Annotated in this window: 15 protein-coding genes; 11 read left to right on the top strand and 4 right to left on the bottom strand. The window is 63.4% G+C overall.

The window, feature by feature from the left end; translation table 11 throughout:
- The first annotated feature begins 36 nt into the window (after nt 1-36).
- The 3 genes from WS78_RS09530 (at nt 37) to WS78_RS09520 (ending at nt 2,820) form a co-directional block, all read left to right on the top strand.
- Nucleotides 37-549, top strand: coding sequence for a chemotaxis protein CheW (locus WS78_RS09530; protein WP_038743311.1), 513 nt, complete (start codon nt 37-39; stop codon nt 547-549).
- A 4-nt stretch (nt 550-553) separates the two neighbouring features.
- Nucleotides 554-886 (top strand): hypothetical protein, encoded by a 333-nt coding sequence (locus tag WS78_RS37010; RefSeq protein ID WP_038742971.1) that lies wholly within the window; start codon nt 554-556, stop codon nt 884-886.
- A gap of 722 nt (nt 887-1,608) precedes the next feature.
- A complete protein-coding gene (locus WS78_RS09520; protein ID WP_059574927.1) occupies nt 1,609-2,820 on the top strand; it encodes a porin in 1,212 nt (403 codons plus the stop codon).
- 301 nt (nt 2,821-3,121) lie between these two features.
- Here WS78_RS09520 and WS78_RS09515 read toward each other — a convergent pair whose 3' ends face one another.
- Both WS78_RS09515 and WS78_RS09510 read right to left on the bottom strand, forming a co-directional pair.
- Nucleotides 3,122-4,159: a LacI family DNA-binding transcriptional regulator gene (locus WS78_RS09515; protein WP_038742969.1), complete on the bottom strand. Its 1,038-nt coding sequence runs from the start codon at nt 4,157-4,159 to the stop codon at nt 3,122-3,124.
- A gap of 425 nt (nt 4,160-4,584) precedes the next feature.
- Nucleotides 4,585-5,720 (bottom strand): IS3 family transposase gene (locus WS78_RS09510; protein ID WP_394335868.1). Its coding sequence is split into 2 segments (ribosomal slippage): nt 4,585-5,465 and nt 5,465-5,720, totalling 1,137 coding nucleotides; the frame shifts between segments, so codons are not numbered across the junction.
- Between the two features lie 221 nt (nt 5,721-5,941).
- On the opposite strand from WS78_RS09510, the gene WS78_RS09505 reads away from it, so the two are divergent.
- From WS78_RS09505 to WS78_RS09470, 8 genes are all read left to right on the top strand, one after another.
- Nucleotides 5,942-7,108, top strand: coding sequence for an ABC transporter ATP-binding protein (locus WS78_RS09505; RefSeq protein ID WP_059577539.1), 1,167 nt, complete (start codon nt 5,942-5,944; stop codon nt 7,106-7,108).
- Between the two features lie 50 nt (nt 7,109-7,158).
- Nucleotides 7,159-7,926, top strand: a complete 768-nt coding sequence (locus tag WS78_RS09500; protein WP_038742961.1) for an SDR family NAD(P)-dependent oxidoreductase — start codon at nt 7,159-7,161, stop codon at nt 7,924-7,926.
- The gene (locus WS78_RS09495; protein ID WP_038742959.1) at nt 7,923-8,810 is read left to right on the top strand and encodes an SMP-30/gluconolactonase/LRE family protein; all 888 of its coding nucleotides are present in this window, start codon (nt 7,923-7,925) and stop codon (nt 8,808-8,810) included. The genes WS78_RS09500 and WS78_RS09495 overlap by 4 nt, the downstream gene beginning before the upstream one ends.
- Nucleotides 8,803-10,590, top strand: coding sequence for an IlvD/Edd family dehydratase (locus WS78_RS09490; protein WP_059577535.1), 1,788 nt, complete (start codon nt 8,803-8,805; stop codon nt 10,588-10,590). The genes WS78_RS09495 and WS78_RS09490 overlap by 8 nt, the downstream gene beginning before the upstream one ends.
- Nucleotides 10,591-10,865: 275 nt before the next feature.
- Nucleotides 10,866-11,939 carry a porin gene (locus WS78_RS09485; protein WP_059577564.1) on the top strand — a complete coding sequence of 358 codons (1,074 nt, stop codon included), beginning with the start codon at nt 10,866-10,868 and terminating at the stop codon, nt 11,937-11,939.
- Between the two features lie 148 nt (nt 11,940-12,087).
- On the top strand, nt 12,088-13,293 hold the full coding sequence (locus WS78_RS09480; RefSeq protein ID WP_394335873.1) for a fumarylacetoacetate hydrolase family protein: 1,206 nt from the start codon (nt 12,088-12,090) through the stop codon (nt 13,291-13,293).
- The gene (locus WS78_RS09475) at nt 13,290-14,732 is read left to right on the top strand and encodes an aldehyde dehydrogenase family protein (protein ID WP_059577532.1); all 1,443 of its coding nucleotides are present in this window, start codon (nt 13,290-13,292) and stop codon (nt 14,730-14,732) included. Before WS78_RS09480 ends, WS78_RS09475 begins: the two co-directional genes overlap by 4 nt.
- A gap of 88 nt (nt 14,733-14,820) precedes the next feature.
- A complete protein-coding gene (locus tag WS78_RS09470) occupies nt 14,821-17,226 on the top strand; it encodes a glycoside hydrolase family 3 N-terminal domain-containing protein (RefSeq protein ID WP_059577529.1) in 2,406 nt (801 codons plus the stop codon).
- Nucleotides 17,227-17,625: 399 nt separating this feature from the next.
- On the opposite strand, the gene WS78_RS09465 is transcribed toward WS78_RS09470, so the two are convergent.
- Nucleotides 17,626-18,876 (bottom strand): ABC transporter substrate-binding protein, encoded by a 1,251-nt coding sequence (locus WS78_RS09465; RefSeq protein ID WP_059577526.1) that lies wholly within the window; start codon nt 18,874-18,876, stop codon nt 17,626-17,628.
- Nucleotides 18,877-18,973: 97 nt separating this feature from the next.
- Nucleotides 18,974-21,268 carry a glycoside hydrolase family 3 C-terminal domain-containing protein gene (locus WS78_RS09460; protein ID WP_059577523.1) on the bottom strand — a complete coding sequence of 765 codons (2,295 nt, stop codon included), beginning with the start codon at nt 21,266-21,268 and terminating at the stop codon, nt 18,974-18,976.
- Between the last annotated feature and the right edge of the window lie 60 nt (nt 21,269-21,328).

The following is a 21,328-nucleotide window of genomic DNA, read 5'->3' as shown; positions in this document are numbered from 1 at the left end:
CGCGACGCGCATCCGATGCGCCTGGAGGACAACGCAATGAATGCAATTCTGGAAGCGCCGCAAGCGGCGCGCGCCGGCGGGCAGGACGCGGCGCGCGACGCGCAGGAGTTCGTCACGTTTCGGCTCGGCGCCGAGGAATACGGGATCGACATCCTGCGCGTGCAGGAAATCCGGTCGTACGAGGAGCCGACGCGCATCGCGAACGCGCCGGCGTTCATCAAGGGCGTGATCAACCTGCGCGGCGTGATCGTGCCGATCATCGACCTGCGCCTGAAGTTCGCGCTCGAATCGGCCGAGTACAACACGTCGACGGTGGTCATCGTGCTGAACGTCGCGGCGCGCACGGTGGGCGTCGTCGTCGACGCCGTGAGCGACGTGCTCCAGCTCGCGGCGGCCGACCGGCGGCCGGCGCCCGAATTCGGCGCGGCGATCAATACCGGGTTCATCACGGACCTCGGGTCGATCGCGGGCGAAGACGGCGACCGAATGCTGATTCTGCTCGACATCGAGCGGCTGATCACGGCGGCCGACATCGGGCTCGTCTCCTGAGCGGATGTCGCCGCCGGGCCGGCTTCGGCGCGCGGCGATCGCGCCGACGCTGCCGGCACCGCCCGTCGCGCCCGGCCGGCTCGTGCGGGCGAGCGTCACCGCGCGCGACTCGGCGCTCGTCGACATGACGCGTCACCTTGCGCTCGTTCGTCCGGCCGAGAATGTCGCCGGGGCGGGCGCGAAGCCGAGCGCCGGCATCGCGGTCGACCGGACGAGCGGCGCGACGAGCCTGCAATTCCGCGGAATGAAGACTGAAGACCGCTTCGCCCGCGCGCGCCGCGAGCCCGCCCGTCGCCCGCAAGCACCTGAATCGACAGCGTCGCGCTGCCCGGCGTGAACGTGACGAGCGGTACGCCGCACGCCGCGAGCGCGGCGGCGTCCCGGTAACTGGCAACCGGCATCGAGACCGGTCGCTTCGATGCCGCTTTCGATGCGGCGGTAATGGGTGATTCGGTGCATGCGCGCGCCGCAGGCAGGCCGTTCGTCCGCCTGCGGCGCGACGATGCCTGCGGGTTGCGGGCGCGGAGGAACGCCCGGGTCCGCTCGACTGCAAGGCGACCAGGCAAGCAGGTGACTCGATGTGCGTGGAGCGATGCGACTTCGGCTCGGGCGCCAGAAGAATCCGCGCGAAGCAGGGCGGTGCCGCCACGCGAAGCAAGTGCGATCGAGCATGATGTTGCGCTGCCATGACGATCGGAATGCGAGCGGCATGACGGCACGCGCTCGACCGCGCTCCCTTGTGCGTGCCGCATGCGCGCAGCCGGCGCGACGAAGGCGTACGGCGTCAGCGCGGCGAGACGGCACGGAGATCCCGGCCGAAACCGGACGAATCCCGCGAGAATCCCGATCCGCCGAACAAGCGGCGCGATCCGATTGCGCCTGATTTTGCAGAGGACCTTTCCTGTTCCGCCCGTTAATCGGCGGGCGCGCCGTCTTCGATAATTGCGCTCCGTCCGTCGATCGGCGCAAGGGCGCGCATCGCCAATCGCGTCGAACAACATAACAAATAATATGCATGACCAACTATATAAAACCGCACGCGAGGCGACTTCAACCGGTATGCATGAGCCTCTTTTCTGCGGTCGCCGGCCGTGCGGCATTGCCGCCACCGTCGTCGCGGCTTGTTTCGCCGGCTTCGGCACGGGTTCGGCCCACGCACAGAGCAGCGTGACGCTGTACGGCTTGATCGATACGTCGATTACCTACGCGAGCAATCAGCGCACCAATGCCGCGGGTTCGCGGGGAAGCGGCAATTGGGCCGTGACGAGCGGCGCGCTGAATGCGTCTCGCTGGGGGTTGCGCGGCGCCGAAGACCTCGGCGGCGGACTGTCAGCCGTGTTCGCGCTCGAGAACGGGTTCTCGTCGGCGAACGGCGCGTTGTCGCAAAAAGGCGTCGACATGTTCGGCCGCCAGACTTGGATCGGCGTGAAATCGAAAGCGGGCGGGGCGCTCACGCTCGGCCGCCAGTACGATCTCGTCCTGGATTTCGCGACGCCGCTCGGCGCTTCCGGCCCCGGCTGGGGCGGCAATCTCGCGGTTCATCCGTACGACAACGACGACTCGAACCGCAACATCCGCATCAACCACTCGATCAAGTACACGAGCCCGACGTATCGCGGATTGACCTTCGGCATGATGTACGGCTTCTCGAACACGGCCGGCCGGTTCGGCAACAACGCGGCATGGAGCGCGGGGCTCTCCTATGCGAACGGCCCGTTGAAGCTCGGCGCGGGATATCTGAAAATCAACCGGGACCCGAACGCGGCCAATGCGAACGGCGCGGTGAGCACGACGGACGGCTCGGCGACGATCACGGGCGGCAGCCAGCAGATCTGGGCCGTCGCCGGGCGATATGCATTCGGTTTGCACTCGATCGGCGCGGCGTGGTCCCATTCGGCGACCGACGACGTGGCGGGCGTTCTTCAAGGCGGCGGCATCGCCAGGCTCAGCGGCGATTCGCTGGTGTTCGACAATTTCACGATCGACGGACGCTACTTGGTCACGAGCCGCTTCAGTGTCGCGGCCGCGTACACCTATACGATGGGTCGCTTCGATACGCACTCGGGCGAAACCCGTCCGAAGTGGAATCAGGTGGTGGCGCAAGCCGATTACGCATTCTCGAAGCGCACGGACGCGTACATCGAGGGCGTTTATCAGCGCGTGAGCGGCGGCAACGGCAATCCGGCATTCAATGCGTCGGTCTGGACGCTGACGCCGTCCGCGAACGGCAATCAGGTCGTCGTCGCGCTGGGATTGCGGCATCGGTTCTAGCCGGAGCGCGTCGCGTCGCCGCGGGACGGTCGCGATCATCGGCGGCGCGGACTGCGACGTGCCCGCGCCGAACGCAGCGAACGCGACGACAATCCTCGGCCATGGCGCTCGCGATGCGAGAAGCGCCGCGCAAACGGGCACCACGGCAACCGCGTCGGCAAGACCGCTCGTCATCGGAAACCACGAACGACAAGATCAAAGCCCTCGCCGCGCGACACAAGTGGATCGACGGCAAGAAAACATTGGCCCACGCCCCGCTGCGCTGCGGATCGCGGCGGCGTTCCGACGCACTCGCAAGCGTCTAGCGGACCTGTGGCGACTCAACGCGGTTGGACGCAGGCCCGGTGGACTGCCTGATCACCAGTTCGGCGGGCAATACGATGCGTGGCGCCACCGATTCCGGGCTGTCGATTTGTGCCACTAGCGTATTGACGGCGGCGCGCGCCATTTGCGGAAAGGGTTGTCGTATCGTCGTCAGCGACGGATGCACCTGCGACGCCATCGGTATGTCGTCGAATCCGATGACCGAAATGTCGCCGGGAACTCGCTTGCCCGCCTCTCGGACTGCAGCGATCACACCAAAGGCGCTCAAGTCGTTCGCCGCGAATATCGCGGTCGGAGGGTCGGGCAAAGCGAGCAATTGCGACGCAACGTCGAATGCCTTCATCTGCGAGAGACCGCCCTGAACGAGAAGTGCCGGGTCGTTTGGCATATTGAATCGCGCAATCGCATCCAGATAGCCTCGTCGTCGGTCGCGCACGCCTTCGATCGATTCGTCGCCCGACACGAAGGCAATGCGCTTGTGCCCGAGTTCGACCAGATGTTCGACGGCCCGTAGCGCACCGCCATAGTTGTCGACGGAAACGGAGGGAAACCCGGCTAGCGTGCCGCGCTGGTCAATCACGACGACGGGCACGCGCGCCGCGGCCAGCGCGTCGAAGTAGACTGATTCCCTCGGCAGGATGGCGATCACGCCGTCGGTGAATTGCTTCATCAGCCCGAGGACGCCGTGGTGCGAATGTCGGTCTTCGTCGAACACGGTGTACACGAGGATTTCGTAGCCGCCGGCTCGCGCGGCTCTGCCGACGCCGACAATCAGTTCTCCGACGAATTGATTGTCGAGCATCGGCGTCACGATCCCAATGATGCCGTTACGCCCGCCGGAGAGTTTCTGCGCGCTGCGATTCATGACATATCCAATGTCCGCAGCAATCCTCAGCACTTCCTCGCGCGTCTCCTGAGATACGCCGGGGCGATCGTTGAGCGCCCTCGAGGCAGTCATCTGCGACACGCCGGCGATTCTTGCAACATGGGCGAGAGTAGGAATTTGCTTAGTCATTGCATGGGCTTCGCAAAGAGCGGTTGGTGCTCCTCGGCTGCCGCTCGGCATGTCCTGCGCGTGCGGATGCATGCGCTGCTGCGAATCCGAGGCTCCGTTCGCACGGTATCGATAACGTCACGCTTACCGGCCGCATTCTATCAGGGCCGGTGACAGCGCGCGAAGCTGCTCCGAGCCGTGCCCGCGTGCGACGATGCGCTCCCGCTTGAATCGGCCGGAAGGCCTGCGCTCCTTTGCAAAATAAGAGGGGTGGCGCACTGACCACGTCGTAACGATGGGTGCTCGCGCGAAGCGTCGCGGTTTTGCGTGGACTCGTCAAACCCTTCGCTGGCTTGCATCGCACAAATAATGGGTATACCCGAATAGAGGTGGCCTCACTCGTTCGGACAGTTTTCTGAGATTTTTAAGTGGAACGTCCGAGGCAATCATGCTGCCGATTTGATCGCAGGCAGCGTCGCGAAGTATGCCTCATCCGGCGTCCGATCCGCCAGGCTCGAATGGGGCCGTTTTCGGTTGTACAGCTCGATGTAGTCGCCGATGGAGCGCCGGGCATGGCTGACCGACTCGTAAGCTCGCAGGTAAACCTCTTCGTACTTGACGCTGCGCCACACGCGTTCGACGAACACGTTGTCGCGCCAGGCCCCTTTACCGTCCATCGACAGCCGCACGCCTCGACCCAGTACGGCCTCGGTGAACGCGCCCGCCGTGAACTGGCTGCCCTGATCGGTGTTCACAATGTCCGGCAGCCCGTAGCGCGCGAACGCTTCCTCGAGCGCCTCGACGGCGTGCACTGCTTCCAGCGTGATCGCCACCCGGTGCGAGAGCACCTTGCGACTTGACCAATCCACTACTGCCGTCAGGTACACGAAGCCTCGCGCCATCGGAATGTATGTCGTGTCCAGTGCCCACGCCTGATTGGCCCGGGCGATTTTCATGCCGCGCAGCAGGTACGGCCAGATCTTGTGCTGCGCATTGCGTCGGCTCGTGTTCGGCTTGCAGTACAGCGCTTCCACGCCCATGCGTTTCATCAGCGTGCGCACGCGGCGGCGGCCGACCTCATAGCCTTCCCGGCGCAACAGACGCGCCAGCATCCGCGCTCCGGCAAACGGAAACTCCATGTGCAGTTCGTCGATCCGCCGCATCAGCAACTGGTCCGCCTCGCTCACTGGCTGCGCCCGGTAATACGCGCTCGATCTCGCGATGCCAACCAGTCGCGTCTGTCGCGAAACCGGCAGCGCATGCGTACGGTCAATCATCGCTTTGCGCTCAGCAGTCCGGCTTTGCCGAGCGCTCCTGACAAAAAATCGTTCTCCAGCGTCAACTGTCCGATTTTCGCGTGCAGCGTTTTCACGTCCACCGGCGGCTCGTTCGACGGTGGAGCGGCCGCGCCGAACACATCCGCCGCACGCTCCTGCAGTTGCCGCTTCCACTCCGTGATCTGGTTCGGGTGCACATCGAACTGCTGCGCCAGTTCGGCCAGCGTGCGCTCGCCCTTGACCGCCGCCAGGGCCACTTTCGCTTTGAACGCCGCTGAGTGCGTCCGTCGGGTTCTCTTCGTCATCTTTCCGGTTCCTTTGCCTGCATTATCGCTGGCTCAGGCCCCGGGCATTCCACTTACCCGACTGTCCGAATTTGCGCGGCCACCTCTCTTCGGACAGGAGCGGATCATCAAAGGGATGATGGCGGGCTCCGTGAAAGGGTAGCAACGACAGCAGGCATGACCCGAACGACCGCCCCCGTCCCGGGTGCGGGATCGCATCCTGACTTCAAGTTGAGTGGATCATGGCAAGCATCAGTCTCGCAAGCATTCATAAAGCGTACGGCAACAATCCCCCCGTCATTCGCGACATCAACCTCGAGGTTGGCACGAACGAATTCTGCGTGTTTCTCGGGCCGTCCGGATGCGGAAAATCGACTCTGCTGCGGATGATCGCGGGCCTCGAAACGATCACCAGCGGCGAGATGCGGATCGACGGGAAGTTGGTCAACGCAGTGCATCCGTCCCAGCGGCGCGTTGCCATGGTTTTTCAAAACTATGCGCTCTATCCGCATATGAGCGTCTACGAGAACATGGCCTTTGGCCTGCGGCAAGCCAAGCTGAATTCGGCCGCGATCGACAGGAAGGTCCGCGAGGCCGCAGCGTCGCTGCAACTCGATAAGCTGCTGGAGCGCAAGCCGGCGGCACTGTCCGGCGGGCAGCGGCAGCGTGTCGCCATCGGGCGGGCCATCGTTCGGGAGCCGGGAGTGTTTCTCTTCGACGAGCCGTTGTCGAACCTCGACGCCGCGCTGCGCGTCCAGACGCGCATCGAAATCGCACGCCTTCATAAAGCTTTTAACCAGGCGAGCGCCGTCTACGTCACGCACGATCAGACCGAGGCTATGGCGCTGGCGGACAAGATCGTGCTGTTGCGTGCGGGTGCGGACGTGGAGCGCCACGGCAGCATTGCGCAGATCGGCTCGCCGCTGGATTTGTACCATCGGCCGGGAAGCCGGTTCGTCGCGGAGTTCATCGGCTCGCCGAGGATGAATATCGTGCGAGGCCGGATTGCCGCTGTCGATGCGGGCGGCGTGACGGTTTGCCTGCTCGGCGGCGAAGTATTGCGTGCATCCGTGAGCGGAGCCAACGCGCACGTCGGAATGGAGGTGACCTTGGGCATGCGTCCCGAGCATCTCGTCATTACGGACGGCGACACCCGCAGTCAAATCATCCGCGCAAGGACGCGTCGGGTCGAGCGCTTCGGCGAATGCACGTATCTGCACGCAAGCATTGGCCAGAACGGCGACGCTAATGTGATCGCGAAGCTCAGCGGCGACGTCGATCTGGCGGGCGGGCAACCGATCACATTGACGGCTTCTCCCCATTTCTGTCATGTCTTTGATGACGAGGGCCTCGCATTGCGGCGCCTCGACGTTGGGCGCGCGCGCGATTACCCGCTGCGATCGGCATGATCTCGCCCATTTCCGCCACTCGCCAACCCATCGATACAACTGAAACGATCATGTCGCACACAATCTATCCCAGCCTTGCGGGGAAGGCCGTCGTCGTCACCGGAGGGGGAAGCGGCATCGGCGCCGCGATGGTGGAGGCGTTCGTGAGGCAACGCGCGCGAGTGTTCTTTCTGGACATCGCACAAGAGGAGTCCAGCGCACTCGAGGCTACGCACCGCCGGGCCGAATGCCCGCCGACGTTCGTCTCGTGCGATCTGCGGGACGTCGGCGCCATCGGGCGCGCGTTCGAACGGGTCGTAGCGGGCGCCGGTCCCGTCGACGTGTTGATCAATAACGCGGCAAACGATAATCGGAACACCGTCGAATCCGTTACAAGCAGCGACTGGGACCAACGGCTCGCCGTCAACCTCAAGCATCATTTTTTTTGCTCGCAGGCCGTGACGAATGGCATGCGTGAAGCCGGCGGCGGATCGATCGTCAATCTCGGATCGATCTCGTGGCATCTCGCGTTGAAAGACCTGTCCATCTACATGACCGCCAAGGCCGGCATCGAAGGCCTGACTCGCGGGCTTGCCCGCGATCTCGGACCATATGGCATCCGGGTCAACTGCATTGTGCCGGGAGCGGTGCGTACCCCTCGACAGATGAAGCTCTGGCAATCTCCGGAAAGCGAAGCGAAGATCATCGAAGGGCAATGTCTGCCGCTGCGGATAGAGCCGGAGCACGTGGCCAACATGGCATTGTTCCTCGCCTCCAGCGATTCCGCCCGTTGCTCGGGGCGGGCATATTTCGTGGATGCGGGTTGGTACGGCGCATGAAGACAACCGCACCGATCTGCATTTGGGATGTCGCCGCGGAACTCGGCGAAGGTCCGATCTGGAGCGACGCCGAGCGCTCGGTTTACTTCGTCGATATCAAGAGCCAGCGGGTGCATCGCCTGAATGTCGACAGCCGGCAGGCGAGTTCGTGGGCGGCGCCCGCGCAACCGGGGTTTCTCGCTCCGCTGGCCGACGGCGGGCTGGCGTCGGGCCTCGAGGACGGCATCTATCGATTCGACACGATCACCGGGGCATTCCTCAAGATCATCGACGTCGAATCGAACATCCCGGGGAACCGGCTGAACGACGGTTATGTCGATCGGCGGGGGCGGCTGTGGTTTGGTTCAATGGATGACAGCGAGCGACAGGCGCGAGGCACGTTGTACCGCGTCCAGCCCAATGGCAGGCCAATTGCCTGCGATACAGGCTACGTCATCACCAACGGCCCAGCCGTCAGCCCCGACGGCCGCGTGATGTATCACGCCGATACGCTGAATCGCGTCATCTATGCGTTTGACGTCGATGAGGAGGGAATGCTCGCGCGCAAGCGCCGATTCGTCTCCATATCGGGAGGCGGATATCCGGACGGCATGGCAGTGGACGCGAACGGATTCGTATGGGTCGCCCTCTTCGGCGGGGCCCGAATCGAACGATTTTCGCCGGATGGCGCGCTGACCGACCAGATACATTTCCCTTGCGACAACGTCACCAAGCTGGTTTTCGGCGGAGACGATTTACGAACGGTGTATGTGACGACCGCCCGGAAAGGATTGTCGAACACCGCTTTACAACGGCAGCCGCATGCGGGCGGGCTCTTCGAGTTTCGAGCGGACGTGCCTGGCCAGCCGCAGGCATTTTGCACGGAGGGATTCTGCAATGAGTGAGAAGAGCCGCGCCCGGGGAAGCTTCCGTTCGCAGGACTGGTTTGCCAACGCGGATCGCATCGACATGACGGCGTTGTATCTCGAGCGATTCATGAATTACGGCATGACGCCGGCTGAATTGCGCTCGGGCAAACCGATCATCGGCATCGCGCAGTCAGGCAGTGACATCAGTCCCTGCAACCGCATTCACCTTGAACTTGCCAGGCGGGTTCGCGACGGCATTCGAGATGCCGGCGGGATACCGCTCGAGTTTCCCGTCCATCCGGTATTCGAAAACTGCCGCCGCCCGACGGCTGCGCTCGATCGAAATTTGGCCTACCTCGGATTGGTGGAGATTTTGCATGGATACCCCATTGACGCCGTTGTGCTGACCACCGGTTGCGACAAGACCACGCCGTCGCAGATCATGGCGGCCAGCACCGTGGACATCCCCGCCATCGTGCTGTCCGGCGGCCCGATGCTCGACGGCTGGTATGGCGGCGAACCGGCCGGCTCGGGGGCGAGCATCTGGAAGGGCCGCAGGCGATTGGCCGCAGGTGAGATCGATCGTGAGGAATTTCTACGGATCGCCACGGCTTCCGCACCGTCCGCGGGGCATTGCAACACGATGGGGACCGCGCTCACGATGAATTCTCTGGCTGAAGCGCTCGGGTTGTCGCTGACCGGCAGCGCGACCATCCCGGCGCCTTATCGCGAGCGCGCACAGGTCGCATACGAAACCGGGCGTCGTATCGTCGCATTGGCGTACGACGATCAACGGCCATCGACGATTCTGACTCGCGACGCCTTTCTGGACGCGATCGCAGTGAACGCTGCGATCGGCGGATCGACGAATGCCCAACCCCACATCATGGCGATGGCGCGCCATGCGGGCGTCACATTGTCGCCGGACGACTGGAAGGCCTACGGTTACGATGTGCCGCTCCTCGCGAACGTGCAGCCCGCGGGCAAATATTTGGGGGAGCGCTTCCATCGCGCGGGCGGCGTTCCGGCCGTGATGTGGGAGATGATGCAAGCCGGCCGGCTGAGAGTGGATCGTCCTACTGTCACAGGACGCACCATGCGCGAGAACCTCACAGGACGGGAGAGCGTCGACCGGGAGGCGATCGCGCGGTTTACCGCTCCGCTGATGGAGCGCGCGGGTTTCCTGGTGCTCCGCGGCAACCTGTTCGATTTCGCCATCATGAAGACGAGCGTCATTTCCGACGAGTTCAGGCAACGCTATTTGGCGACGCCGGGAAGCGAGAACGTGTTCGAGTGCCGCGCCGTGGTATTCGAAGATTCGGACGACTATCACGCTCGAATCAACGACCCGGCACTGGGCATCGACGAGCGAACCATTCTCGTGATTCGCGGCGCCGGGCCGGTGGGCTGGCCCGGTTCGGCGGAGGTCGTGAATATGCAGCCTCCCGACGCGCTCATCCGGCACGGCGTGACCAGTTTGCCGACGCTCGGCGACGGGCGTCAGTCCGGCACATCCGATAGTCCTTCGATCCTCAATGCATCGCCGGAAAGCGCGGTGGGTGGAGGACTCTCGCTGCTGCGAACCGGCGATGTCGTTCGCATCGACCTGAATGCCGGAACGTGCGACATGCTGGTGTCCGAATCGGAGCGCCAGCGTCGCCGCACGGAGGAAGGCGCGCCGCCGGTGAGGCCGAATCAGACGCCGTGGCAGGAGATCTATCGCTCGACTGTCGGCCAATTGGAGCACGGCGCATGCATGGAGTTGGCCGTCAAGTATCGCGGCGTTGCTCACACGCCTGCTCGGCACAATCACTGAACATCGCCATGAGTTGACTGAACTCCTCCGCTGTCTTGCCGGCGGCGCCTAATCGCCATATCGGGCGATGCGCCAGGAACCGCTGAGCCAGCAAAGTCACCGGTCCGATTCCTGCCCGGAAGAACCGAGCAGCGGGAAGTGCGACTTCATGAAGGCATCACGCCAATATATTTTGTATAACTAAATGATGTGTTTGCGTAATGAATCGGGCGCCTGGCAAATGGTGTTGCATCCATAAAAGGCCCGAATAAGGTAGATGGAGGGTTTGGAGCATGATGAGGAAGGCGTGTTTGATAGCCGGTTTTGCCGTGGGTGCAGCACCGGCGTATGCCGAAAGCGGCCTCACGTTGTACGGTCGCATTGATACGGGAATCGAATACATGAACGCGGTCACGAATCCGCACGGCGGTCAAAGTTCGCGCTTCCGTGCCGAGAGTGGAGACTGGGGGACCAGCCTGTGGGGATTGACCGGCAAGGAAGATATTGGCGCGAACACCGACATTGTCTTCAAACTCGAAAACAGCTTCAACGCCACGAATGGACAATTCAGCGCTCCGAACTCGATATGGACGCGGTGGGCGGCGATCGGTTTAGATAACCCGCGTTACGGGAGATTGCAGGTAGGCCGCCAGTTATTCATTTCATATGGAACGTGGGACTTCGACCCGTTCATCATGTCATCGTGGTCGTCGGCTTCGTTGGTGCGCGGAAGGAGCTGGCCGATTTCGAGCAACAACATCTCGTATCAGTCGCCCGCGTTTCATGGGTTTGATTTCGCGGCCCAGTACGCACTATCGAACGCGACGAACTGGAATGGAAACGGCACGACGGTTCAGGGGCGGCAAGGCGGTTTTCAGATCACCTATACCGCGCCGCTCTTCCAGATCCGGGGCACATATGACGAGGTGAGAAATCCCGCGAACGGCGCGCTCGACGATGTCTTTCAGTATTCCAAAGAGTATTTCGTGGGCGCCAACGTGTTTCTGGCTCCGTTCAAGCTGCAGGCGGTGTGGCTGTCGTCGCACGCCGGCCAGGTCGCGCCGGGCGCTCCGTCGGTGACCAACCAGATATGGGGTGGCGTGTCATGGCAGGTTGACTCGCAGGCGTCGTTGATCGCGGCGATCTACCACGTGAATGCGAATCACGGCAACGGTAACGCAACGATGTACACGCTGGGCGGCACATACAACCTGTCGAAGCGGACATTGCTTGATTTTCAGATGGCCACGGTCAGAAACAGCAAGACGGGAACGTTCGGCTTGGAAGCGAATCTGCCGGGCAGTTCGACGAGCCCGTTACCGGGGCAGGCGCAAACCGGTGTTTATGCCGGTATTCAGCACACGTTCTAAATATCGTTTGGCGAGCGCGATGCCGGTAGGACGTCGTTCCTCCGGATGTGCGGAAACGGCTTTGGTGCGACGCGATGGGCGCTTCATCGTCGAATGCACGATGAACTTTTGAGAGAGTTCGGTGAGATCAGATATGAACGAGACAAATTTGCCGGTCGATTTGTGCGATGCCTTGCTCGTCGGACGCGTGTGGCGAAGCGCACCCGTTGACGGTCCGGCGGTCGTAACGGTCAGAGACGGATGTGTTGTCGATATCACCCGGTTCGGACCTACGACGTCGGATCTCTTCGAGCGTCCCGATATTCTGGAGATCGTCCGTTACGGCGAGGGCGAGTTCCTGGGCTCGATCGACGACATTCTGAAGGACGCTCTTGATCCGGGCGCGGTTTCGCCGGCGAGGCTCCTGGCTCCGTGCGACGTGCAAGCCATTAAAGCGTGCGGCGTGACATTCGCGGTTAGCCTGCTGGAGCGCGTGATCGAAGAGAGTGCGCGAGGAGACGCAAAAAATTCTCATGAGATGCGACGGGCGATCACGACGCTTATCGGGGCCGATCTGTCGGAGATCAAGCCGGGGTCCGAGGCGGCTGCGAAGCTGAAAGAGGCGTTGCTGCAAAACGGCGCGTGGTCTCAGTACATGGAGGTCGGCATCGGCCCGGACGCCGAGGTCTTCACAAAATCGCAGCCGATGGCTTCGGTCGGGTTTGGCGCCGATGTCGGACTTCATCCGATGTCGAGCTGGAACAACCCTGAGCCGGAAATCGTCCTTGCAGTCAATAGTGCGGGAAGGGCCGTTGGCGCGACGCTGGGGAACGACGTCAATTTGCGCGACATCGAGGGGCGATCCGCATTGCTGCTCGGCAAGGCGAAGGACAACAACGGATCGTGTGCGATCGGTCCGTTCGTGCGCCTGTTCGACGAGAAGTTCACGCTCGACAGCGTGAGAGCAGCAAGCGTTTGTCTTCGCATCGAGGGCGCCGACGACGGTTTCGTCCTCGAAGGGAAGAGCCACATGCGCGAGATCAGCCGCGATCCGCTGGACCTCGTCGCACAAACGTACGGTCGCCATCATCAGTATCCGGACGGCTTCATGCTGTTTCTGGGAACGATGTTCTCACCGATCCAGGATCGCGATATTCGCGACGAAGGGTTTACGCATCACGCCGGCGACGTCGTCACGATTTCGACGCCGTCCATCGGCTCGCTGATCAATACCGTTCGGCTGTCTACCGAAATTTCGCCGTGGACGTTCGGCGTGCGCGCGCTCTACGGCAATCTCGCGCGAAGAGGATACGTCGGTGCGGCGAGCAAATCGCCGAAGCCGATTGTCGCGGCAACCTCGAGGACGAAACAATGAGACAGTTCACTCATTTCATCAACGGCAAGTGGATTCCGGGCCGCCACTTCTTGCCGAACATCAATCCGTCGGACACGGCGGACGTCGTCGGTCACGTGGCTCAGGCCGACGAGGAAGAGACGCAGTGGGCGATCGACGCCGCATGTCGCGCGTTCGATCGCTGGAGCGTATCGACGCCGCAGCAGCGCTTCGATGTGCTGGATAGAACAGGGAACGCCATTCTCGAACGCAAGGACGAGTTGGGCGACCTGCTCGCCAGGGAAGAAGGGAAAACGCTTGCCGAGGCGATCGGAGAAGTGACGCGCGCCGCTCAGGTGTTCAAGTTCTTTGCGGGCGAGGCACTCCGGCTCAACGGCGACGTCTTGCCTTCCGTTCGAGCCGGATTGACGGTTGAAGTGACGCGCGAGCCGCTGGGCGTGATCGGCCTGATTACGCCATGGAATTTTCCGATTGCGATACCCGCCTGGAAGATTGCGCCGGCGCTCGCCTACGGAAATTGCGTTGTCCTCAAGCCGGCGGCGCAGGCGCCCGCGAGTGCGTGGGAACTGATCGGGATGATCGAGAAAGCGGGCGCGCCGCCCGGCGTCGTCAACCTGGTCATGGGGCCCGGCTCGGTGGTCGGTGCGGCGCTCGTGAAGTCGCCGCTGGTGGCCGCAGTGAGTTTCACAGGTTCGGTCGCCACCGGCCGCGATATCGGAAGAACGTGTTTCGACTCGGGAAAACGCATCCAGTTGGAGATGGGGGGAAAGAATCCCATGGTCGTTCTGGACGATGCGGATCTCGATATCGCAATCGAGGCCAGCCTGAACGGCGCTTTTTTTTCTGCCGGCCAGCGCTGCACGGCATCGAGCCGCCTGATCGTGACCGCGGGCATTCACGATCGCTTCGTGGCAGGGCTGACTGAACGGGTCCGTGCGTTGAAAGTAGGGGACGCGAGGCAGCCGGGCACACAGATCGGGCCGGTCGTGGACGCCGTTCAACTACGGCAGGTCGAAGCGTATCTCGATGTCGCCCGCGGCGAGGGCGCGGAAATTCACGGCGGAGAACGCGTGACCTGCCTGACGGACGGGCATTTTCTGGCGCCCGCGCTCGTCACCGGCACGACCAATTCAATGCGGATCAATCGCGAAGAGGTGTTCGGCCCTGTCGCGACGATCATCAGGGCCGCCGACTATCAAGACGCCCTGGCGATCGCGAACGATACGGAATTCGGTTTGTCCGCGGGAATCTGCACGACCTCGCTGACATACTCGACACACTTCCGGCGGCACGCTCAGGCAGGGATGGTGATGGTCAACACGCCCACCGCCGGAGTCGACTATCACGTGCCGTTCGGCGGCCGCAAGGGCTCGAGCTACGGTCCGCGCGAGCAGGGCGCCTATGCGCGCGAGTTCTACACCACCATTAAAACGGCCTACATCAATCCTGGCGATCTTTAATGCGGTTCGCCTTGCTTGCTGCGATTGAATCGGAGCGAGCGCGGGCGACGCGTCACGTCAGATCCTGAATATTCTCCTGAAAGTTCTTATGTCGATCGATCACGCAACAGACTCCGCCCTTTATCGCAATCCGAATGCGCCAATCCGGGAGCGCGTCGCCGACCTGCTTGCAAGAATGCATCTGGACGAAAAGATTGCCCAGTTGCATGCCGGTTGGCTGGAACTGTCATCCGACGGGAAGCATACCTGGCGAATCGCGGATTTTGCTCAGCGCCAGACCGGCATTACGGTCGATACGCTGCTCGCACACGGCCTCGGGCAGATCACCCGGCCGCTCGGGACCCATGCGGTCGACGCCCGCGAAGGTGTCCGGGCGCTCAACGAACTGCAACGCCGGATGGTCGAGGATACCCGATTGGGTATCCCGGTAATGTCTCACGAGGAATGCCTGGTCGGCCTCACGATCGACGGCGCCACCTTGTTTCCCTCGCCGCTGAACTACGCCGCCACCTGGAACCCGGGGCTGATCGAGGCGGTCGGCAGAGAAATCGGCCTGCAAGCGCGTTCGATCGGCTGCCACCAGGGGCTCGCGCCGGTGCTGGATGTGTCGCGTGATCCGCGATGGGGACGCACGGAGGAGACGTTCGGCGAAGATCCCTATCTGGTGGGCGTGCTGGCTTGTCATTACGTCAAGGGACTGCAGGGCGAGCGACGGGATCTGCTCGCCACGCTCAAGCACTTTGCCGGGCATTCGGCGAGCGAGGGCGGGCGCAATCACGCCCCCGTGCGCATCGGACCGAGGGAATTCAACGATATCTTCATGCTTCCGTTCGAGATGGCGGTCAAGCTGGCCGACGCGGGGTCCGTCATGCCCGCCTATCACGATATCGACGGCATTCCCTGTCATGCGGATCAGGCATTGATCGAAGGCACGCTGCGCCGTCGATGGGGATTCGACGGACTGGTTGTTGCCGATTATGCCGGGGTCAATCTGCTCCTCACCCATCACGGCGTCGCGCAAGACGAGGCGAAAGCCGCGGCATTGGCGTTCAATGCCGGGCTCGATGTCGAACTTCCCGGCCACGAGTGCGCGTTGCACTTGAAAACCGCGATCGAACGCGGCGATATCGAGTTGGAGGCGATCGATGCCGCGGTGTCGCGAGTGTTGACCGAAAAATTCCGGCTGGGGCTTTTTGAGCGCCCTTATGCGGACCCCGACGGCGTGAACGTGAGCGGCGGCGACGCCACGGCGCTCGCGCGGCAAGCCGCGCTCGAATCCATCGTCCTGCTGAAGAACGACGGCACTTTGCCGGTTCGTGCAGCGCAGGAGCATCGTGTGGCGGTCATTGGGCCGACTGCCGACGATCCTCTCGCGCTGCTCGCCGGCTATAGCTTCCCGGTCCATCTGATCACGACCGGCAAGGATGCGCGATCGCCCGTGAAAACCCCGCTGCAGGCTTTCAGGGAACGATTCGCCGCCGATCGCGTCGTCTACGCGAAGGGGTGCGAGATTATTCAGGAGCGGCGCGCGGGCACGCCGGTGTTTCCAGGCGACGTGGATATGGCGCGCGCGCTCGATGAGAATCGGCAGGCTCCAATCAGCCGCGACCTCCGACAGATCGATTCCGCTGTCGCCGCGGCACGATCGGCGGCGGTCGCGTTCGTGTTTGTCGGCGACCTCGCAGGGTTGTTCCAGTCCGGCACCGTTGGGGAGGGCTCGGATACCGATAGCCTCGAACTGCCGGGCGTGCAGCAGACGCTGCTCGAGGCCGTCGTCGCGAGCGGCACGCCGACGGTCGTCGTGCAGACGGGGGGACGCCCCTACAACCTTGGAGGGCTGGAGGAGGTGGTGGCCGCACATATCGTCGCCTTTGCGCCGGGTGAGGGCGGAGCGGATGCGATCGCCGAGCTGGTTTCCGGCGCGGCCGACTTTAGCGGCCGCCTGCCGTTGTCGATTCCCAAAAGCGCGGGCGCGGTGCCCTACGTGTACAACCACAAACTGAAGAGCGCAGGCACGCCTGTCGCCTACCATTTCGGCTCGCGCTATCCGTTTGGATTCGGTTTGGGGTATACGCGGTTTCGCTACGGGGCGCTTGATTTGATCGACAGCCACGCCGATGTGGCCAGCGGGGTATTCGAGTTTGTCTTCGAGATAGAAAACGTCGGCCAGCGGGATGGAACAGACGTCGCTCAGATTTACGTCCGTGACCGTATTGCATCGGTCGTGCGCCCGGTGCGCGAACTCAAGGGATTCCAGCGCGTTTTCGTGCCGGCGGGCGGGCGCAGAATCGTACGGGTCCGATTGCCGGTCGACATGCTCAACTTTACCGACGAGCGTGGCGAGCGCGTCGTGGAACCCGGGGAGTTCGATCTGATGATCGGCAGTTCCAGCCGCGATATCCATCTGTTCGGCACGCTGACCGTATCGGGACAGGAAGTGCGCACGCTTGGCCGCAATTGGCGCATGCTTTGCGACGTCAGCGTATTCGAATGAGCGGCGACGATGACGTCGAGAGCGCGATACCGGCTTCGGCCAACCGTTCGGCATGGCGAATAGAGACGTATCGCGCCCCGCGGATGCCCTCGCAAATGTCGACCGTAACGGCCGAAACGCCGGGGGGCGGTAATTTCGCGGGCGCTCTGCCGCGCGAGGCGGAAGACTCGACGGTCAAAAGCGTATCGATGCCGCGTCGGCCGGGACGTGTCATGGATCGGCGCGGCAGTCCGGACAATCGGACGGCCGCGCCGGCGAGCAAGCGAAACGTGGCGCGCCATGGCGCCTTGCCGTCGCCGGCGCGCATCGACAGGCCTCGAGCAGTCCCCTTTGCATCTCAAGGTTTCACTGACGACGCCCAGTCGCGAGCAAGATCGCAACTGGGGCGCCGACACTCGTTTACTTCGTCTTCGCAGCCTTCGCAAGCGCTTGAACCGCGCGCTTCGAATCCTGGTTCGAGTTCATGAACGTGGTGACGACGTCGGTGATTGCGCCGGCGATCGCATCCGATTGAGCCATGCTGCCCGAAAGCGACGGCACGTACCCGTTGCCGGCGATCGCTGTTTGTTCGTCCGCGTAGGACTTCCTGGCGCAGTCGTCGAATTTCGCCATCGGCGCGCCAAGCCGCACCGGAATCGAGCCCTTGTACAGGCTGAACTGTTCCTGAAACGCCGGAGACATGATCGTCTTCGCGAGTGCGAGCTGGCCGGGCGTCGCTTCCTTTTGGCCCGGCTGCTGGAAGAACACGAACGCATCGACGTTGAACGTGTACGCCTTGTCCGTGCCCGGCACCGCCGCGCAAATGTAGTCGCTGCCCGGCTTTTTGTTCGCGCCGGCGAATTCGCCTTTCGCCCAGTCGCCCATGAACTGCATGCCGGCCTTGCCGTTGACGACCATCGCCGTCGCGAGATTCCAGTCACGGCTGGCGCGGCCGCGATCGAAGTACGATTGAATCCTGCGCACCGTGTCGAATACTTGGACCATCTTGTCGGACGTGAGCGTCTTTGGATCAAGATCGACGATCGCCTTCCTGTAAAAGTCCGCGCCCTGCGAGAGCACCACGCCTTCCCACAGCGTCACGTCCTGCCACGGCTGGCCGCCCATCGCAACCGGAACGATGCCCGCGGCCTTCATCTTGTCGGCCACGGCGAAGAATTCCGGCCATGTGGTCGGCACTTTACCGCCTGCCTTGTCGAGCGCGGCCTTGTTGATGTACAGCCAATTCACGCGATGCACCGAGAAGGGCGCCGCGACGTAATGGCCGTTGGCGCGGATGATCTTGTCGATCTGCGGCGGAAGGTTCTTCTTCCAGTCTCCGGCGGCCGAATCGATCGGCGCGAGCACGCCTTGCTCGGCCCACTCCTGAATCAGCGGGCCTTTGATTTGCGCGGCCGCCGGCGCGTTGCCCGAGATCACCTGGGTCTTGAGCACGGTCATCGCGGAGGCGCCCGCGCCGCCCGCGACCGCGAAGTCTTTCCACGCGTAGCCTTGCTTCTGCATGTCGCTCTTGAGGACGCCAACGGCCTTCGATTCGCCGCCCGACGTCCACCAGTGCAGCACCGACACGGCTTCGGCGGCCTGCACCGATGCCGCTGCGCCAGACAAGAGGCCTGCGGCGCACAGGCCGCCCATGAATTTGCCGACTTTCATTCTTATCTCCCCCAGACACCTGATCGAAAAAGGAACGCTTCCCTGACGCCGCCAGAGTGCGTCGAAAAATCAAAACGTGTAAATCGCCGATCTCGGGCTACGCCGACGCGATGCGCAAAATCTCGTCGAGCCGAGCCTCGCTCAATCGCCCTTTCGAGAACGCCGGCACCTTGTTGATGGGCATTTCGTCGACGAACGCGCGGGTCGCCATGCGCGCCTTGCGCGCCGCGGTGATCTGCTCCCGCGTCATGTCGGCGGACGATGCCTCGGGCGCCGGCTCGACCAGTTCGGCGAATCCGAGCGCGCGCGCGAATTCTTCGTACACCGCCGGCATCCGGCTGAAATCCTGCACCAGCGACTGCCGCGTGAGCGTCCTCGCCAACGGGCGCGCCCGCACGTGGAGGGTCGCCTGCAGCGGCAGATCGCGTGACGATCCTCCCACGCGCACATCGAACTCGCCCGGGTTCACCGACCATGCTTGCGCTTGCGGATCGTAGTGCGCGAAGTCGCGGCGGCCGAGCGCGAAGCGCAGCGTCCTTTCCTCGCCGGGCGCGAGCATGACCTTGTCGAACGCGCGCAGTTCGTTGACAGGCCCCGGGTGCGCGGGTGCGCGCTCGTGCACATAGAGCTGCACGACCTCTTGCCCCGCAACAGCGCCGACGTTCCTGACCGTCACATCGACGGCGATCGAGCCGCCTGCATCGGCATCGAAGGCGGCCGTGCCGCTTTCGATGCGGGTATACGCAAACTCCGTATAGCTCAGGCCGAAGCCGAACGGGAACAGCGGTTCGATATCCCGAATGTCGTAGTGCCGGTAGCCAACGAAGAGCCCCTCTCCATAAAGCGCATGGCCGCAATGGCTCGGGAAGGCCGGAAAGGCCGGCGTCTGCTCGATGCAAACCGGAAAGGTCTCGCTGAGCTTGCCCGACGGATTGACGCGTCCCGTGAGCACGTCCGCCAGCGCGCCGCCGCCGGCTTGCCCGCCGAGCCAGCCCTCGACCACGCCCTTGACGCCGTCGATCCACGGCATTGCGACGGCGGAACCGTTCAGCAGCACGACCACGATGCTCGGCTGCGCTATCGCTACGGCTTCGATCAGTCGCACGTGGCCGGGCGGCATGTCGATCGAGCGGCGGTCAAAGCCTTCCGATTCGTAACTATCGGGCAAGCCGACGAAGACGATCGCCACGTCCGCCGACGCGGCTTTGTTCACCGCGTCGGCGAGCAGCGCGTCGTCGGTGTCGCCCTCGGCGTCGCAGCCTGCCGCGTGCAACAGTCTGTCCGCGCCGAGCAAGGTGGCGAACTCGTCGAAGGCGTTCGTCACGCGGATCGGGTTGACCTGCGAACTACCCGCGCCCTGATACCGCGGCGCCTTCGCAAAATCGCCGATCAGCGCGACTTTCTGGCGGGCGCGCAGCGGCAACACGCCATCTTCGTTCTTCAACAGCACGATCGACTCGCCGCCGACTTGCCGAGCGAGGGCGTGATGCGCGTCGGCGTCGAAGGCGAAGGCGGGCTTCTTCGCGGCGGTCGCCTTCAGCGCCACGGCCACGAGTTCGGTCGCGGCGCGCTCGAGCGTCTCGTTCGACAAGCGTCCGTCACGCACGGCCGCGATGATCCGGTTGCGGTTGTAATCGCCGCTGCCCGGCATCTCCAGGTTCGTGCCTGCCGCCACGCTGCTCGCGCGGTCGTTGATTCCGCCCCAGTCCGACACGACGAAGCCTTCGAAGCCCCACTCGTCGCGCAAGATATCCGTCAGCAATTCGCGATGCTCCGATGCATAAACGCCGTTGACCGGGTTATAAGCGCTCATCACGGACCACGGCTGCGCCTCGCGCACCGCGATCTCGAAGGCCTGCAGGTACGTCTCGCGCAGCGTCCGTTCGTCGATGTCGGAGCTTGTCGCCATGCGTTGCGTTTCCTGGCTGTTCACCGCGAAGTGCTTGAGCGACGTGCCGACGCCTTCGCCCTGCACGCCATCGATGTACGCGACTGCCATGCGGCCCGACAGCAACGGGTCTTCCGAGAAGTATTCGAAGTTGCGGCCGCCGAGCGGCGAGCGTTTGATGTTGACACCGGGGCCGAGCAGGATCTGCACATCGGCTGCCTGCGCCTCGCGTCCGAGCGCCGCGCCGACCTCACGGATCAGGCTGGTATTCCAGGTCGCGGCCAGCGCGGTCGCGGTCGGAAAACAGGTGGCCGGCACGCTGTCGCCGAAAAGGCCCTGCAGTCTGCGCAGACCGTGCGGCCCGTCCGAACAGGTGATCGCGGGCAGCCCGAGGCGCTCGACGGCGTGCGTTCGCCACCAGCCGTCGCCGGAGAGGAGCCGCGCTCGCTCCTCGATCGTCATGCGCGATACCAGGCCGGCGGCCTCGTGCAGCGTGTTGTCCATCGTGGTTCCTCCAGTCGGCGTTCGATTATCGAAGACAGCGTGTAACCCGCCCACGGACGG

The sequence above is a fragment of the Burkholderia savannae genome (genome assembly GCF_001524445.2).
GTDB classification, from domain to species: Bacteria; Pseudomonadota; Gammaproteobacteria; order Burkholderiales; family Burkholderiaceae; genus Burkholderia; species Burkholderia savannae.
Note: the sequence above shows the minus strand (reverse complement) of the source record. Positions and strands in the feature narration are given on the sequence as shown.